Genomic DNA, 15,379 nt, shown 5'->3' on the forward strand with positions numbered 1-15,379 from the left:
TTTAGCAAATCATCTTGATTTTTAATAATATGGTTATTTAATTTAAATTTAAGATCTCGCGAATGTAAATCAAAGCCTTATTAAATATTTACGGGAAACCGTATTTCCAAAGCCCAGATACTTTAAATAATTAAAAAACATAAGCTAAAATTTATAGCAAATAATAAAACTAATATATTTAGTTTTATTATTTATCTTTGGATATTGAATAAGGATGGACACGCTGCAAGATAACCGGTTGCTCAACATTCTGGCGTGCCCAATCTGTTCAATATTGTTAAATTAAAGCCGGGGAGGGTTCTGTAAGTTCACTTTATAGTAAAGTGGCTTATACAGAAAAGTAACTCTGTTGGAAATAGGCGAAAAGATAAATAATAATTGTGAGGCATATACCATTGACTATCGAAATCTTGAAGGACCTTAAAAGTAAAGGATACAATATCCTGAAGTCAGATAACAGTGTGGACGATGTTGTCCAGCATTTTGTTCCGACAAAAGTAAATGACCTATGGGCATTTATGGGTGAGTTTAAAGAGGATTCTGCTACCGTAGTTATCGAGCAGATTCTAGATGTGCCTGAAGTAGTGTTAGAAGGAAAATTCTTACGAGTTTTCTAATTGATGACCGATTAATTTAAAACGACGAAAGATGAATTTAAAGCAAATACACCAAGAATATATACTCAAGCATCCTACAGCTGTAAAAACAAGTAAAAGCAGAGCACAGCTAACTTTTAGACAGATTGCAGGGATCCGAGAGTCCGCTTTTAGCATCTCCAAATTGTTCACGTTAGAGGAAGGTGAGTATATCATTAGGCAGGGCTTCGTACGATGGCCAGATATGATAGCAGGGGAGTTGGCGCTGCTCAAGAGAAGAATGGTTGATTAGAGGTATTTGTATTAAAAATGATTGTATTAACTTAGCAAAGTTTAAGTTAATACAATCATCATTTTAATATTCATATTTATTTTTTTTATAGGTTGTCTAACTCAAAATCCTTTTTTGCTACTCTTTTGTAATAAAAGTAGATTTATTACTTTTATTTTTTTTAATATACTTCGACAATAACTATTTCAATAGCATTCGAAGTCAGAAGTCTTTTAGATAAACATTAAAAACTAATTAACTTATCAATCCAAGATATTTTTCGAACAAAACAGGTTGAAATCCTTTTCCAAATCGTCTTGAATATTCTTTCTCAAACTCGTAGACTGTTGTACATTCCTTCATTACTGTCACAGTGTCATCAATAAATTTTTCTAGCATTAAAATTCCATCTTCTGCTAAAAATAAGTAATGCTTATGCTGTCTCAAACACCATTTAACATAAGGGTTTTTTTCCAGCATATGAGAAATTACTTCATGGGGGAACCTTGAATATATGTAATTATTAATAATTTTTGGCGCAATTTGAGGCTTATGAAACGATTTTTTCTGTTCATCAGTCCATTTTGCTAAACTAGCAAGCTCCTCAAAGAATTGACTGAACTTTGATCCATAGGCTTGAGGAAAACTTTCAATTAATTTAGCCTTTTTTCTTTGCTCTTCGTACAAAGATGTTTTACCACCTCCAATAAGCTGAATAATTTCTTTATCTCTCTTTAGTTTTGCTAGATAAACTTGTTCAGCTTTATTGTCGGCTAAATCTTTAAAGAGGTCTAATGCTGATTGTCTATCAACTATTGATAATTCTCCAGCTTCTTGTCCATTATCGCTTTTAATCGCTTTTTCTTTCTTTTGTTTCATGCCTTACTATCTGAATTAATTATAAATACCGTTATTTTTTAGATTCTCAATATGCTTTTCAATTGGATCAAAATGATCCCAAGGGTTCTCTATATACTTCATGATACTTTTAAATGATGGATCCTTTAATTTAACTCGTGCCCAGGCTTTTAAATCTTCTTTACCACGCTCTTTAGCATAATAAGTATAAATAAAACTTTCATGTATCTGATTACGCATGGCATATTCCTCAATAAACTTTTTATTATTTATGTGGGGTTTGATTAGTTCTAGCTTATCTTTAGAGAAAAGAAACTCCCGAGCAAAATAATCTGCTGCATCTTCCTTTTCTTGGATAGGGAGCTCATTATTTTTATCTTCTGATATATGATATCTACTTTTTCGAATATCTTCTAGATCAAAGAGTACGTGAGATAGTTCATGACACAGCGTATGCCATAGTGTTGTATAATAACCCATATAATCAGTCAAAACTATACATGGCTTATCATTAACTATAACAGTTGCTCCTTTCAAATGTAGAGAGGGGACAGAGGTTTGATAAACAACGGTAACACCTAATCTATAAAGATCGTTAACAACATTTTTAAGCCCATTTTCCACATTAGTTGACTGCCACCTTATTTCTGGTATATAAGCCATTAGACTGTTTCTATTGTACTCATATGGATTTGATAAAATATTGAAAGTATCTATAGCTGATTTTATCCAAAAACCTTTTGAAAGAATACTCTTTGGAGGTCTTATTCCCGCACTAAAAGCAACATCTTGATCAGGAAGTTTAAATTCAAATATAGATTTATATCCAAAATAACGCAATATGCAATCTTCTATATGCTGATAATTTGCTAAGTCTTTGATAAAACCCATTCTTTTCAACATAGCAAGATCAAAATTCTTATTAATAAATTCGATTTTATCTTGAGGAAACTCTTGCATCTCAGGGAAATTTGATTCCAAGGCCCTATAAAATAGTTTTACAACTCGCTCAAGGGGAAGATTCAAAAAATTAGATAATTTCATTAAATTTCTGGTATCAACTCTTGGACTGGTTCCTTTTAATATTTTTTGCAATGCTCTAAATTCGATATCCATGATTTCTAAGGCATTTGTAGGAGCAATACCAAGTTCTTGTATTCTATCATCAAATAGCGTGATTAAACTTTGATCTGGAAAAAGACTACTTAAGAGTTCATCAACATTAAAATACTTTTCTGACATATTTGAAATTCTATTGTAATTTTACAATAACAAAAGTACAAGTTTTTTTTGAAAGAAAATGGCTTGTGAAAAAGTTTATTGTAAAATTACAATGATAAGTTGAGTCTTATCCGCGTATTGCTTTACAGTTTTCTGGAAAAACTTAAAGCAATATGAAAGAACAGTCATTATCAAGATTTGAGTTCCCTGAGGAATTTAAAGAAAAGCTGGTAGAATCGGTTGTTTACAAGCTGGTAGAATCGGTTGTTTACAAGAACGTATCAGCCGCACAAGTCGCTAAGAAATACGACTTACCCAACATTCATATTTTGATCAACTGGATTAACAATTACAAGAGTAAATTAAAAAATGAGCCGTAACTTTAGTTCCTATGGAAAAGCCAAAGATCAACGACACGGTTTTATTGAAGTAGCGGATTAAGGATCTTGAAAAAGCATTGGAGAAAGCCAATGTGCTAATTTACGGTCTTAATGCAATGATTGTGATTATGCTGACGATTTAGATGTTTGAGACTCCTTGATCCACCATTCAGATCGTGGGGTACAATATTGTTGTTTCGAATATATTATACGATTAAAAAAAGCTGGTATCAAAATCAGTATGACTAAGAGTGGGGAAGCCTATGGGAACCCAATTGCGGAAAGAGTCAATGGAATTCTTAAATCTGGTGCACTTTCGCTCGGAATGGGTGGTGTATTTTCTCCGGAATATTCACTTTTAGTAGTCTTTTAATGTTTGAAAAGAATTTTAAGTTTTGTATATTTATTTTACTGTACTTAGAAGAACTTAAAAATGAAATAACAAAGACAGGGCATTTACAATGTCACATAACGTTGGTGCCGGAGAATGAAATCGAAAGGAGTTTGTTAAAAATTGTAGACGAAAAGGACAAGGTGGATAAGGAATACACTTTTGAAGTTCAATACCAACGCGCAATAACGTGCAAGTTCGGATTCAAAGTCCATTTAACATCTTTATATCTAGATGTTTACCCGGCAAAGTGTTATGTGGGTTATATTATTGAAGGGGGATCAATGGGTAATCATTAAACGTTATATAATTTTTTACATATGCTTGATCTTTTCACACCTATACTTCAAAGAGATAAACTCCACCCAAATTTTCTAGCCACACTTGCTCCACATGCTTCTGGAGTTAGGGAAGTTATTAAAAACTGGGCTAAAGGTTTTAAAGACAGAGATGGTAAATTTGTTAGAGAATTCCAAACTACATACAATTCGAGTTTTTGGGAACTTTATTTATATGCAGTATTGAAGGAGCTGAAAATGGAAATGGATTTTTCTTACTCTGCGCCTGATTTTGTTAGTAAATGTGGTATCGTAATTGAAGCCACTGTAGCAAATCATGCTCAGGATGATGTGCCAGAATGGGAAAAAAACATAAAAACGATTGGTCGTGAAAATTCTTTTGAGGTTTTTCGACTTTCTGCTATCAGATTATCGAATGCGTTCGTAGCTAAGGTGAAAAAGTTTCAAGAAAGCTATTCACATCTAAATCATGTAAAAGATAAACCATTTATCATCGCCATTTCAAATTACACTAGACAGGATTTCAATTTACATGGAGATGTACCCTTACAATGGCTCCTATATGATGTTTTAGAAAAGGAGACTATATTAAAAAGTAATGGTAGTAAGGTAAATCTTGGATTATTTAGATCAAATGCATTTGAGGATGTTAGTGCAGTTTTGTATAGTTCTTTAGCGACATTCGGTAAGGCACGGGTCTTAAGTCGCGTAAATGGTGACATCACCTGTTATGCAATTCGAATTAAAGATAATTTTACCCCAATAAAAATCGAAGAAAATATTTCTAATTATAACGAGTCTTTGACAGATGGATTACGTCTGTTTGTAAATCCTTATGCACGAGTACCGATTGATTTGAGTGCTTTTACAAATTCGGATATGCGAATTTTTGTGTCAGATAAAGATGGAAATTTGAATATATCTTGTCACAAAGATGGAGATTTATGTATGCGTTATATAAAGTCAGTCTTTCCAAAAAAACAGTTATAAAATTTAGGTTTAATATTTTAAACTAAAGACTAGAAATTGTTTACCGTGCATAACTTGCAGAACAGTAGTTAGTTAAAGTAGTAAAAGATTCAAATATGTTAATTTCAAAGACACCGAAAGTTTTTGACAAGGATGAACATTATGTGCTTGACTTCTGTGACAAGATTTTGGGATTAACTTCTTTACGACAATATAAGTTTGATTTTCTGCTTGGCGATCCAAATTCAAGAGGCATTTCAGCTAAACTTCCAGTTGATAGTTTCTATGAAGAATTTAATCTTGTTGTTGAGTATCGTGAAAGACAACATACAGAAAGTGTAAACTTCTTTGATAAACCAAACCGCATGACAGTCAGCGGTGTTCATCGAGGGAAACAAAGAAAAATTTATGATGACCGTAGACGGTATATTTTACCTAAACATAATATCATCTTGGTTGAAATTTCGTTCTCTGACTTTAACTATGACAAACAAAAGCGAATAAAAAGAAATCCGAAATTTGACGAAGAAACAATAAAACAGAAACTAAAGAACTTTATGCGATGAATATAATAATCGCTAACAACTAAGTTTTCGTTGCGGCTAAAAGAAGAAAAATGAAAATCTTGTTGAACGATACCGGCTACATTTACTCCCTATGGACTTATCGTGGGGTTCCTTTTGGGACACCAGGTAGGATAGGTGCTTGAAATAAATTGAAATTTTGGTCTTACTCTTTACGTATCTGATAAGGATAAAGTACTTATCAATGCTAAAAGTATTAGAATAGGATATTCTAGACTTTGCGAAGGGGGATAATATAGAGGGCTTAGCCATTCCGAGCGCTTTAAAAACGAAGCTATGCAGAGCCATTATAGAGGCAAAAGTTTACCTCCAGATGATGGTGCATTATTTCTATTAATGAGGTGTTTACTGGCATCCATGATGGAAGATGAACTGGGTAATCATCTTTCTGAAGATCTCGCTTCATGAGCCTCGGACCTAAAAAAGGTAAAGTAAAAAGGACAGTCAGAGGTTTGAATACCATTTTAGTTGCAAAATCCTCCTCGATTTTCAATCCATTTTTTTGATTTTTATTTACTATTCTATAGTACAATTATTAATAGTTTCATATAAAATATGGTGACTTTAAATACCATATTTATGAATAAAAACTATTACTTTAGGATTTTAAACAAACTTTTAATAATCCTATTTAATTAAATATTCATGAAGGGTTCACAATGGAATAAATGGAATATTCATGTTCATACTGTAGGTACAAATAAAAATGATCAATTCTCTTTACGAGATCCTGATGCATTTTATATTCATTTTTTTAAAGCTGCCTTGCAGAATGGAATTAATGCAATTGGTATAACGGATTATTTTTCAATTGATAATTATAAAATTGCTGTTCAATTTTTAAAAGAGATAAATAGTAAGATGTCCGGGGGAGAATTTGCTTTTACTAAAAATGAGAGCGAATTGATTCAAAAAATATTTATTCTTCCCAATGTAGAATTAAGAATGTTACCTTCTACTAGCTCAGGAAAGTTAATAAATATCCATTGTATATTCAATCCTGATTATTTTGATTGTTTAGAAAATGATTTTTTCAATTCTATCGAAAATCAAGCAGGCTATAAGATGAACAGAGCTGACCTAATAGCTTATGGGAAAACTTTTGATTCTACAACTTCAGACATTAAAAAACTCTATAATTTAGGTGTAGATAATTATGTAATAGATCCTAAGACGCTAAAGACTCTGTTTGAGAATAAGCCCAATTTGAGAGACAATACTATCGTTATTATCAGTAACTCAAATAAAGACGGAGCGTCAGGTACTCAAGGACATTATGAAATGTTTTCAGGGGAACCTGGAGCTCTTGATGGTGTCAGAAATTCAATCTATCTACTTTCTGACGCAATTTTCTCTGCTAGAGATAAAGATATCCAATATTTTTTGGGGAAACGTTTGGATGAAAATGAAAGCTGTACAGAGGTACAAAAGATTGCAGAAAGACAATTAGTTATCAAGGAGAGGGGTTCGCTTAAAGCTTGCCTTGTTGGTTGTGACGCGCATAATGAAAGTGTATTATTCAATAGATTTACCTGGATTAAAGGAGAGCTAAATTTTCAAGGACTGAAACAGATTATTTATGAGCCGGATCAACGAGTGAAAATTCAGGATGTTGAACCAGATTTAAAAGAGGATAAATTAGTTATAGAAGAAGTCCGCTTTATTACTAAAGAAAACAGCTTCACCCCAAAATCTATTAAGCTTAATAAAAATCTTAATGTAATAATTGGAGGAAAGTCTTCAGGTAAATCTATTTTGCTTTTCGCCATTGCAAAAACTCTTTTACCAGATAGGTCAATCTTAAAACGTGATAATAGTGGTCATTCGTATAAGTACGAATTTCCATTTGATTTTGACTTCGAAGTGAAAATTGCTTCTGGACATACCCAGACTATTAATAGAGGTGATGAAGAAACCTAGTATACTATCTGAAATTAAATACATTCCTCAGAATTACCTTTCCAAATTAGCTGAGCCAGAAAACAAAAAAGGAAATGAACTTCTGAAACTTGTTCGAGGTCTACTACTAGAGGATGAAGATTCAAATTTGTTATATAATGAATTTAAAAGTCGTTTGAAATCAAATGATTTAGAGAGAGAAAGTATCATTAATAACTATTTTGAGATTAGAGATCAAATTGCTTTGCAAAAGGTCGATTTGATTCAACGAGGTGACAAAACTGTTCTGCAAACAAATGTTGAAACAAATGAAGCCAAGATTAAGAATCTGAATGAAAAGGCAGGTTTATCGCCCAAGGAGATAAATGAATATGGTATTCTAAGTAAAGAGTCAGAACAAATAGAGTTGGAAATTACTAAAATTCGTTCCGATTATGGTAAAGTATTTTCATTTAATACAAATACCAAAAATACTCTAGACGGGTTGATTCAAAAGAAAATTCAGTTATTGGCATCTATAGAAAACAAAGAGATTGGGCAGAAATTAAAGGTCACATATAAGGTGCTTGACAATGCTTTTGAAGCTATTGAGAAACTAATTGCTGAAATTAAACTCGATGACAACCGACGCTTTATAGCGGAAAATATTTTCAAAGATCAATTTCAACAAAGAGGAAAACGATCAAGTCAACTTAGAACAGACTTAAAGCCATTTCTACAGAATGAAGTAATTAAAAAGGAGATTGAAGGTTTAGAGATTTTAGTGACTTCAGACAAACAAAAAATTAATGGGATTAATCAATTAACTATTGAAATTGGTAAAAATTCTAAAGCAATGGAAGTCGAGAAGGTCAAATTATTCAATACATTCAAACGTAATTTTGAAGAATACGATTTAGTAATCTCCGACCTTAAAGAAAGAGCGGAAATGCTTGAAAATGATAATTTAAAAATAATTGGGACACCTAAATATAACTTTTCCAAAATGAGAGAACGTATATTTCAGAGAACCGATGGCAGAAAATTGAATTCAGAACGATTTAATATTCTGGATCCAAGGAAGAATAATCTTGAGATAATCGAGATCGATCAAATCGTTTCTGATCTTAAGATAGTTTTTGAATCTATGGTAGAGAAGGAGGACTATCCGTTTGTTAGTAAAGCTGATTTAAAAGAAACAGTAAAGACACTTTTATATGATTATTTTTTTGATTACTGGGATGTTATTTATGATGACGACGAACTTAAAAAAATGTCGACCGGTAAAGCTAGTTTCGTAATTTTGATGCTAATCGTTGGACTAAGTAAATCTAAATCTCCAATACTAATTGATCAACCAGAAGATAATTTGGATAATCGGTCAATAACTAAAAATCTGGTCGAGTATTTGAGAAATAAAAAACTTGAAAGACAAATAATCCTTGTAACTCATAATGCGAATGTTGTCGTTAATGCTGACGCTGAGAATGTTATTGTGGCAAATCAAAAAGGACAAAATGATAAAGAAACTACAAGCCCTTATCAATTTGATTATATAAATGGTTCTATTGAGAATTCGGTTTTATTTGACATAAATGAAACTGATCTTTTAAAATCAATGGGTATCAAGGAACATATTGCCGATATCGTTGAAGGTGGAGAGGAAGCTTTCAAGAAAAGAGAGAGGAAATATGGTTTCAGAACATTTAATCCAGCAATATAGAACTTTATTTAGATGTCTTTAACAGTGATGCATCGAATTGATTAAAACTAAATTGCTTTTAATATTTTTACTGATTAATTGTAAATCAATATGTTCAATGAATTTTATCGCTTAAAAACTGAAGAACTACTTAATGAACTGTCACAGGTAAAGACATTTATTAAAAAACACAATCCAACAATAGGAACTTTAACAGAAGAAATACTTAGGAAGTTCTTGCTGACGTATTTGCCAAAGGGAGTTTCTGTTGAGCAAGGTTTTGTTGTAGACAATGCGGGGGTGCTTTCAAAGCAGATTGATATAATAATTTATGATAGTCAATTGTTTGCGCCATTTTATAGAATTAACAATATTGTAATTGTACCAAATAATTCAGTAATTGCAATCATTGAAGTAAAAACTACTGTTAAAAGTAAAACTGCATTTCATGATATAATCAAATATTTTAATTCCATATCAAAACAATTGCACTCGAATACCTCTAAATATCTATTCATTTATAATTCTGCAGATGTTAGTAGGCTAGGAGATTACTTTCACTCTTTTAAACATTCTACTGAATACCAGAAATTCGATCATGATACTTTTCAGCATCTTCCGGATGTTATTGCCGGTATAGACTCTTCATATTTATTAAAGAAAGACTATGTGGTTTTTGAAAGAGATAAAATGGGCTACACATCTTATAATTATCTTGACAATACTGACAAAGACATAAGTTCTTTAGAGCTTTTTTATAAAGACATTAATTCCAAAGTACATAATTATTTATCACAAGCGGCAATTAGTAAGTTATCGGAAGTTTCAATTCAAGACGATAATACACTGAAAAGTATTTTTGCCATAGAATTATTTGATATGTAATAAATATTGTTCACTTTAATTTACTCTTTTGCATTGTCTTGTTGGAATTGCAACAATAAAGTAGACATTTGGTTAAGCTGCAATATTTTGTTTATTTAAGTTTCTTCCAAATTCCTCTGGGGACATGTATCCCAGTGTAGAATGTAGTCTTTTACGGTTATACCAAGTCTCAATGTATTCGAAAACGATGCGGGCAGCCTGTTCTTTATCCGTAAACTTGTGCTGATATACACATTCAGCTTTTAGTGTCTTAAAGAAGCTTTCTGCCACCGCGTTGTCCCAGCAATTACCTTTTCTGCTCATACTCCTGGTGATCAATGGATTTTTTTCCAGTAACCCTCGGAATTCATTGCAGGCATATTGAACTCCACGATCAGAATGAAAAATGAGCTTCTGAGTAACCGGTCTTCTTGATTGCGCCATTTTAAAGGCCGGGATTGCCGTATCATTCGCTTTCATCGTCGTACTTAATGCCCAGCCAATGATTTTTCTATCACCCAGATCGATCACCGTTGTCAGGTACAGCCAGCCTTGCTTAGTCCTGATATAAGTAATATCCGATACCCATACAGCGCCCAAAGTACCTGGTTTAAAATCGCGGTCCAATACATTATCCGGCACAGGGAATTTATGACTAGAGTCTGTAGTAATCTTAAATTTCTTCTTCACAATACTTCTCAGCTTTGCTTTTCTCATGATTCTGGCAACTCTTGGTCTGGATATCCTAATCGCTTTTTTACGAAGCTCTAGGGTAATCCTAGGACTACCATATATCTTTTTACTATTTTCAAAAGCCTGTAAAACCTCTGCTTCAACCATTTGATTTTCAATGCTTCTATTTGATGGACTGCTGATTGACCATTTGTAAAATCCAGCTCTACTCACTTTAAATACTGAGCACATCTTCCCAACTAAAAATACCCTGCTATGATCCTTTATGAACCCGAATATTTGTTGTCGCCCTTGGAGAAAATGCTGATAGCCTTTTTTAAAATGTCGCGCTCCATCTGTGTCTCACGTAGCTCTTTCTTCAATAATGCCAACTCTTGCTCAGCTGCGCTGAGTATGACTTTTCCATTTCCTGGAAAACTACGGTCTTGTTTGCTTGAAAACTCTTTCCGCCAGCGGTACAATAACGCTGGACTGATATCCAGTTCTTTGGCAAGTGCCCCCAAATCTCTGCGGGTATTACTCAATTCAACGCTCATCACCTTGAACTCTCTTGGGTATGCTTTTCTCTCTCGTGACATAATTTCTGTTAAGTTATCAAATTCTCTTAACTTATTGTCTACTCAAATGTAGCAACTCCATTCAATGTTCGAAGAAATAAAAGAAAAGGCACCATCAGAGATAGTACAGTATTTTATATATGAGCTACGTTTGATGACTACTCTTTTAGATGAACTGAAATTTAGCAACCTATACTTCGTTCAGTCTGAAATTGATATCTTAGATAAAGAGCTCCAACCTCAAATTAGAAAAATCTATGAGTTGAGCGCCGAAATAAAGAGTAAATTGATTAAGTAATCCTAAAGTAGGATATAAAATTACTCACGAATATTTGAAAAGATAGACCTCACAAGCGTACTTATGATAAATGCATGCATGTTTTTGATAGTATATACTCTGCTATTACAGTACGAACTATATTAAATTCCATTTTTTTTTACAGCTATTTATTCTGTTGAACAAGCATAATTGTCAACGTAATCCGTATTCGATATAATCACTGCAAAGGCTTGTCTTAATAGCTTATTTATGACGGCCATTAACGCCACTTTGCTTGGTTTGCCTCTGCTTTTTAAGCGCTCGTATAATTCTTTGCAAGGGGTGTTAAATCGGATTGCTGACCAAGTGGCAATATAAAGTAGCGAGCGAAGTTTCTGGGTCGCCATGTCGAGTAATGAATCCTTTAGTTTTTATTGATGTTCCCGATTGCTGATAGCTGGGGAACACGCCTATGTATTTTGCAAACTTTTTGGCTGAATCAAAGTACTCAAAACCACCTGTTGCCATTATAAGTGCCGTCGCAACCCCATTTCCTATACCTTTAATAGATGTAAGGTGATCCAGCTGGGTTGAAAATTGAGCACGGGTTACGGCGACCATATCAAGATTCAATTCTTGTATCTGCTTTTCAATGAAAGCAATACTCTTTTTTAGAGCTTTGTTTGCCGTATTATCGACTTTAGGTAGTGCTAGGAATGATTTCTGAACATTTAAAAGCATACGTAATTGCTTCTTAAATTGCCTAAGTAGAGTCCGTTTTTGCCGAAGCCCTTGAATGGTCAGGCTTGGCATCTTATAGATATCAGGTTTCATTTTTTCTCCGTACAGAGCAATCAACTTTGCATCTAGATTGTCGGTTTTCGTGACACTTAGCATCATCTTAGCGAAGTGATTAATCTGTTTAGGATTTACCATAGATACAGCTATCTGTGCTTCTTGGAGCAAATAGACCAAAAGAGTACTATAAGTGCCTGTAGCTTCTAGGACACAATGGTAATTATCTTCATGAAGTGTGGTGATAAACATTCTAATGCCTTTATTCTCGTTCTTAAAGATTTCCAAACGATAGGCATTTTCTGTAGGGTAAGCAACTGTAAAACTGATCTTGCTCACATCGATTCCAATACATCTCATAACTTTGATTTAAGATTAAATAACATCTATAAAACTATCGTCGTAAATGCGGATTTAAAGATTCATTGAGCTATCCAGTTTTAAGATGAAAGAAAGCGTGTGACGGAACGTCCTGAACGGTATTTTCTACCAACAGTTCATCGGTCTTGTTCCATGCGTTTATTTGAATTTAATAATTCTTCCAAAAATGACCTACAAAACCTGGACTGTCAATTATTTCTCCATTTTCTATTTCTATGTTTTCGTAATTATGAACGCCTTCTGGATATTCCCAGATCTGTAAAAAAATGTCGATCTGATGTCCACATTTAGCGCATAATGATGTCTCATCTGATTGATATTGGTTTTCAGCTCCCATATTTCTTGGCGAGCTATCAACACAATCAAAATCTAAATTCAATTGTTCGAAAGGTATCTTATTAATATGTCCACAATTTCCACACCTAAAACTTAGATCAACTTCGTTTCTCGTATCTATAACTTTTGAGATTTCTTCTATTTTACGAGTTTCTACATTGGTTTTAAGATAATTATTCGCTTTGACCAGAAATTGAGACTGATCATACATCCAAAATTCCTTACTGGTATAATCATAAAATTCTTTTATTAATTCTGGTCTAGGGCTTTCTATCCTTTTTCTTGAATCTGTATAGCACCAATCAAGTTTTAGATCATTGCAGACAAATATGATGTTTTTGTTTTCACTTTTAGAGAATTCCAATATCTGTTTCCATACAATTAGGTCTCCAAAAATTTGTGTCCCCACTTTATCCTTAGCATCTAAATACCCAGGTGGAATTTTGAACTCATATCTAAGTTTTCCTTCAGACACTATTTCCATTATTTTAGAAAAATTAAATTCTTCTCCAACTTTTAAAAAGGATTCAAAAGTTGATAAAATTGTATCATTAACCAGTAAAGATTTGATTTGCGTTTCTTGTTTGTCTATCTCCATAAGGAGATCTTTCTCAAACTGTTTTACCTTATCATCGATTTCTTCTGTAAAATGAAGAAATTCGTTAATCTTATTTTGGGGTAAGAATGGGTGTTTTTCTGACTTTTTAGTATCTTTATGAATCTGTTCTGAAATTTGCATTATCAAATCTTTCGCACCAATCAAATTTTTTATTTTCTCCTTTTTTAGGGGTCCATATTTTTCTTCAACAGGTTTTCTTATTACGTTTTTCCTATTTTTTAAATATTCGAATTGCACGTGGTGTGGAATCCATAATCTGTCCTTCAGTATTTTTAAAATTTTATTGTAAATTTCCTTTCGAGTATCTTCCGGATAATAGTAAAAATCTATGAGAGCAGATGTATCAAATACTATCACGGAGTCATTCCATAATTTTTCTTCTCTTTCTTGGCTAAGCTCAAATTTTTGCTGATAAAATTTACTGTTCATTATATACGTTGGTTCTCATGATGGATTAGGGAAGCTGTAATTCAAAATGTTATAATTATCGAATATGCGTTAAAGTTAAATAGGATATTATAAAAGTCATCTTCAAAATAATAATTAGATTCTAATTGTTTATTGTACGAAAAATGACTTCATCTAAAGGTACAAATTTTTTCAAAAAAAGCTACGCTCTATCGTAAAAAGAAGTAAGGTGATGATTAATTTTTATTAACAATCGGTGAACATGGATTAATGTATTTTATATTGTCACCCATGCACGGAAACTCGCCCGTTGAACGATCTATTATATTCGTTAAAGAATTTTCAGGATCACGTATCGTTATCAGATGATTATCCAATTTATGATACTTCAGGGCTGAAAAATATTCTTTTATTGTAAATTTCACATAAGCACTACGTTCTTTGTACAGAAAACCGTCATTGCAAATCCGAAGGAATTGTCCAAAGTGTGCCACTCCATTTCTACCCGCTCTAGGAATGTAATCCTTGTAATTTACAATATCATACACTTTATCACCATATGATTGTCGCATATATTCATTCATTTCACATGATACTGCCAATGGTGGAGCGAAATGATATGCTCCAGAGAAATTATATTTTTTATAGTTCAGGCACTCAATGAATAGTTGCGAAATTGCGGCTCCTAATGAATGCCCCGTCAAGTATATTGGAAAGGTGGATCTATTAGCATCGGGATTAGTTTTGGCGATTATAGCGTCGATTTCATCAAAAATATTTTCTGAACGAATCAATTCCATCAAGGATTTACGAAATCCACCATGTCCGGAAGGCATATTGGCATATCTGTCATTTTCCGAGGGAATATTTGAATAATTCCATAGCTTGATATCCGTAATCACATCTTTTATTTTTGAAGGTTCGGTACCTCTGAAGGAAATGACCAAAAATTCATTTGTACACCAAAGTAGTGCCTGAGCATGTGTTTCTATATTATCAAGGAAGGTGAAATTTAGGTTGTTTTCTGGATAGGTATTCTTTATTTTTTCATAAGCTTCAGTCACCAGATCGCTCTTCCAGTAAGCCATTTCGGATAGCTGGCCGCAGTATAAAGCCGTAGTAGACTCATATTTTGCAAAGTCCTTTTGGAACAATGCCGGATCAAGTTCAATGACCATTGTTTTGCTTTGTCCGTAACAGCAAGTGCTGATCAGGAACAGGGTAAGTAATTTGTAAAGTTTTATCATGTTTCTATGTTTAGGGTTTTCTTATTATAAAATTGGTTAATATGTTGATTATTAATGCTGTTAAATCTACG

At 33.0% G+C, this 15,379-nt stretch carries 17 protein-coding genes and 1 pseudogene; 11 read left to right on the top strand and 7 right to left on the bottom strand.

Annotation, left to right across the window (positions count from 1 at the left end):
* The first annotated feature begins 380 nt into the window (after nt 1–380).
* Nucleotides 381–617 (top strand): hypothetical protein, encoded by a 237-nt coding sequence (locus tag ACFX5U_RS08540; RefSeq protein ID WP_400263101.1) that lies wholly within the window; start codon nt 381–383, stop codon nt 615–617.
* Between the two features lie 31 nt (nt 618–648).
* Nucleotides 649–888, top strand: a complete 240-nt coding sequence (locus ACFX5U_RS08545; RefSeq protein WP_400263102.1) for a hypothetical protein — start codon at nt 649–651, stop codon at nt 886–888.
* Nucleotides 889–1,122: 234 nt separating this feature from the next.
* On the opposite strand, the gene ACFX5U_RS08550 is transcribed toward ACFX5U_RS08545, so the two are convergent.
* Together ACFX5U_RS08550 and ACFX5U_RS08555 are read right to left on the bottom strand one after the other, a co-directional pair.
* On the bottom strand, nt 1,123–1,746 hold the full coding sequence (locus ACFX5U_RS08550; protein ID WP_400263103.1) for a P63C domain-containing protein: 624 nt from the start codon (nt 1,744–1,746) through the stop codon (nt 1,123–1,125).
* Nucleotides 1,747–1,761: 15 nt separating this feature from the next.
* Nucleotides 1,762–2,967, bottom strand: a complete 1,206-nt coding sequence (locus tag ACFX5U_RS08555) for an ImmA/IrrE family metallo-endopeptidase (protein ID WP_400263104.1) — start codon at nt 2,965–2,967, stop codon at nt 1,762–1,764.
* Nucleotides 2,968–3,119: 152 nt separating this feature from the next.
* Here ACFX5U_RS08555 and ACFX5U_RS08560 point away from each other — a divergent pair, with 152 nt between their 5' ends.
* The 8 genes and pseudogenes from ACFX5U_RS08560 (at nt 3,120) to ACFX5U_RS08595 (ending at nt 10,034) form a co-directional block, all read left to right on the top strand.
* Entirely contained in the window at nt 3,120–3,326 is a 207-nt protein-coding gene (locus ACFX5U_RS08560; protein ID WP_400263105.1) for a hypothetical protein, read from the top strand.
* A 160-nt stretch (nt 3,327–3,486) separates the two neighbouring features.
* Nucleotides 3,487–3,630 (top strand): annotated as a pseudogene (locus tag ACFX5U_RS08565) (IS3 family transposase); the annotation flags it as partial.
* Nucleotides 3,631–4,037: 407 nt separating this feature from the next.
* Nucleotides 4,038–5,006: a hypothetical protein gene (locus ACFX5U_RS08570; protein WP_400263106.1), complete on the top strand. Its 969-nt coding sequence runs from the start codon at nt 4,038–4,040 to the stop codon at nt 5,004–5,006.
* A gap of 95 nt (nt 5,007–5,101) precedes the next feature.
* Complete coding sequence (locus ACFX5U_RS08575) at nt 5,102–5,551, top strand: hypothetical protein (protein WP_400263107.1); 450 nt, start codon at nt 5,102–5,104, stop codon at nt 5,549–5,551.
* 294 nt (nt 5,552–5,845) lie between these two features.
* Complete coding sequence (locus ACFX5U_RS08580; protein WP_400263108.1) at nt 5,846–5,977, top strand: hypothetical protein; 132 nt, start codon at nt 5,846–5,848, stop codon at nt 5,975–5,977.
* 237 nt (nt 5,978–6,214) lie between these two features.
* On the top strand, nt 6,215–7,489 hold the full coding sequence (locus ACFX5U_RS08585) for a hypothetical protein (protein ID WP_400263109.1): 1,275 nt from the start codon (nt 6,215–6,217) through the stop codon (nt 7,487–7,489).
* On the top strand, nt 7,476–9,170 hold the full coding sequence (locus ACFX5U_RS08590; RefSeq protein ID WP_400263110.1) for a hypothetical protein: 1,695 nt from the start codon (nt 7,476–7,478) through the stop codon (nt 9,168–9,170). Before ACFX5U_RS08585 ends, ACFX5U_RS08590 begins: the two co-directional genes overlap by 14 nt.
* A gap of 90 nt (nt 9,171–9,260) precedes the next feature.
* Nucleotides 9,261–10,034 carry a DUF6602 domain-containing protein gene (locus ACFX5U_RS08595; protein WP_400263111.1) on the top strand — a complete coding sequence of 258 codons (774 nt, stop codon included), beginning with the start codon at nt 9,261–9,263 and terminating at the stop codon, nt 10,032–10,034.
* A gap of 72 nt (nt 10,035–10,106) precedes the next feature.
* On the opposite strand, the gene ACFX5U_RS08600 is transcribed toward ACFX5U_RS08595, so the two are convergent.
* Nucleotides 10,107–10,985 carry an IS3 family transposase gene (locus ACFX5U_RS08600; protein ID WP_400263578.1) on the bottom strand — a complete coding sequence of 293 codons (879 nt, stop codon included), beginning with the start codon at nt 10,983–10,985 and terminating at the stop codon, nt 10,107–10,109.
* Nucleotides 10,970–11,284: a transposase gene (locus ACFX5U_RS08605; protein ID WP_280565118.1), complete on the bottom strand. Its 315-nt coding sequence runs from the start codon at nt 11,282–11,284 to the stop codon at nt 10,970–10,972. The genes ACFX5U_RS08600 and ACFX5U_RS08605 overlap by 16 nt, the downstream gene beginning before the upstream one ends.
* Nucleotides 11,285–11,348: 64 nt before the next feature.
* Here ACFX5U_RS08605 and ACFX5U_RS08610 point away from each other — a divergent pair, with 64 nt between their 5' ends.
* Nucleotides 11,349–11,561: a hypothetical protein gene (locus tag ACFX5U_RS08610; RefSeq protein ID WP_400263112.1), complete on the top strand. Its 213-nt coding sequence runs from the start codon at nt 11,349–11,351 to the stop codon at nt 11,559–11,561.
* 306 nt (nt 11,562–11,867) lie between these two features.
* On the opposite strand, the gene ACFX5U_RS08615 is transcribed toward ACFX5U_RS08610, so the two are convergent.
* The 3 genes from ACFX5U_RS08615 to ACFX5U_RS08625 all read right to left on the bottom strand — a co-directional run bounded on the left by ACFX5U_RS08615 (nt 11,868) and on the right by ACFX5U_RS08625 (nt 15,308).
* Nucleotides 11,868–12,677, bottom strand: a complete 810-nt coding sequence (locus ACFX5U_RS08615; RefSeq protein ID WP_400263113.1) for an IS110 family transposase — start codon at nt 12,675–12,677, stop codon at nt 11,868–11,870.
* 169 nt (nt 12,678–12,846) lie between these two features.
* A complete protein-coding gene (locus ACFX5U_RS08620; protein ID WP_400263114.1) occupies nt 12,847–14,082 on the bottom strand; it encodes a PIN-like domain-containing protein in 1,236 nt (411 codons plus the stop codon).
* 215 nt (nt 14,083–14,297) lie between these two features.
* Nucleotides 14,298–15,308: a hypothetical protein gene (locus ACFX5U_RS08625; protein ID WP_400263115.1), complete on the bottom strand. Its 1,011-nt coding sequence runs from the start codon at nt 15,306–15,308 to the stop codon at nt 14,298–14,300.
* Nucleotides 15,309–15,379 lie beyond the last annotated feature (71 nt).

The organism is Sphingobacterium sp. SG20118 (assembly GCF_044740685.1).
Taxonomy (GTDB): Bacteria; Bacteroidota; Bacteroidia; order Sphingobacteriales; family Sphingobacteriaceae; genus Sphingobacterium.

What these genes read in the sequence shown, in the direction of transcription:
- ACFX5U_RS08580 (WP_400263108.1), top strand. Translation starts at nt 5,846, where the DNA reads ATGCAGAGCCATTATAGAGGCAAAAGTTTACCTCCAGATGATGGTGCA.
- ACFX5U_RS08595 (WP_400263111.1), top strand. Translation starts at nt 9,261, where the DNA reads ATGTTCAATGAATTTTATCGCTTAAAAACTGAAGAACTACTTAATGAA.
- ACFX5U_RS08620 (WP_400263114.1), bottom strand. Translation starts at nt 14,082, where the DNA reads ATGAACAGTAAATTTTATCAGCAAAAATTTGAGCTTAGCCAAGAAAGA.
- ACFX5U_RS08575 (WP_400263107.1), top strand. Translation starts at nt 5,102, where the DNA reads ATGTTAATTTCAAAGACACCGAAAGTTTTTGACAAGGATGAACATTAT.
- ACFX5U_RS08555 (WP_400263104.1), bottom strand. Translation starts at nt 2,967, where the DNA reads ATGTCAGAAAAGTATTTTAATGTTGATGAACTCTTAAGTAGTCTTTTT.
- ACFX5U_RS08585 (WP_400263109.1), top strand. Translation starts at nt 6,215, where the DNA reads ATGAAGGGTTCACAATGGAATAAATGGAATATTCATGTTCATACTGTA.
- ACFX5U_RS08545 (WP_400263102.1), top strand. Translation starts at nt 649, where the DNA reads ATGAATTTAAAGCAAATACACCAAGAATATATACTCAAGCATCCTACA.
- ACFX5U_RS08625 (WP_400263115.1), bottom strand. Translation starts at nt 15,308, where the DNA reads ATGATAAAACTTTACAAATTACTTACCCTGTTCCTGATCAGCACTTGC.
- ACFX5U_RS08610 (WP_400263112.1), top strand. Translation starts at nt 11,349, where the DNA reads ATGTTCGAAGAAATAAAAGAAAAGGCACCATCAGAGATAGTACAGTAT.
- ACFX5U_RS08560 (WP_400263105.1), top strand. Translation starts at nt 3,120, where the DNA reads ATGAAAGAACAGTCATTATCAAGATTTGAGTTCCCTGAGGAATTTAAA.
- ACFX5U_RS08605 (WP_280565118.1), bottom strand. Translation starts at nt 11,284, where the DNA reads ATGTCACGAGAGAGAAAAGCATACCCAAGAGAGTTCAAGGTGATGAGC.
- ACFX5U_RS08550 (WP_400263103.1), bottom strand. Translation starts at nt 1,746, where the DNA reads ATGAAACAAAAGAAAGAAAAAGCGATTAAAAGCGATAATGGACAAGAA.
- ACFX5U_RS08590 (WP_400263110.1), top strand. Translation starts at nt 7,476, where the DNA reads ATGAAGAAACCTAGTATACTATCTGAAATTAAATACATTCCTCAGAAT.
- ACFX5U_RS08570 (WP_400263106.1), top strand. Translation starts at nt 4,038, where the DNA reads ATGCTTGATCTTTTCACACCTATACTTCAAAGAGATAAACTCCACCCA.
- ACFX5U_RS08615 (WP_400263113.1), bottom strand. Translation starts at nt 12,677, where the DNA reads ATGAGATGTATTGGAATCGATGTGAGCAAGATCAGTTTTACAGTTGCT.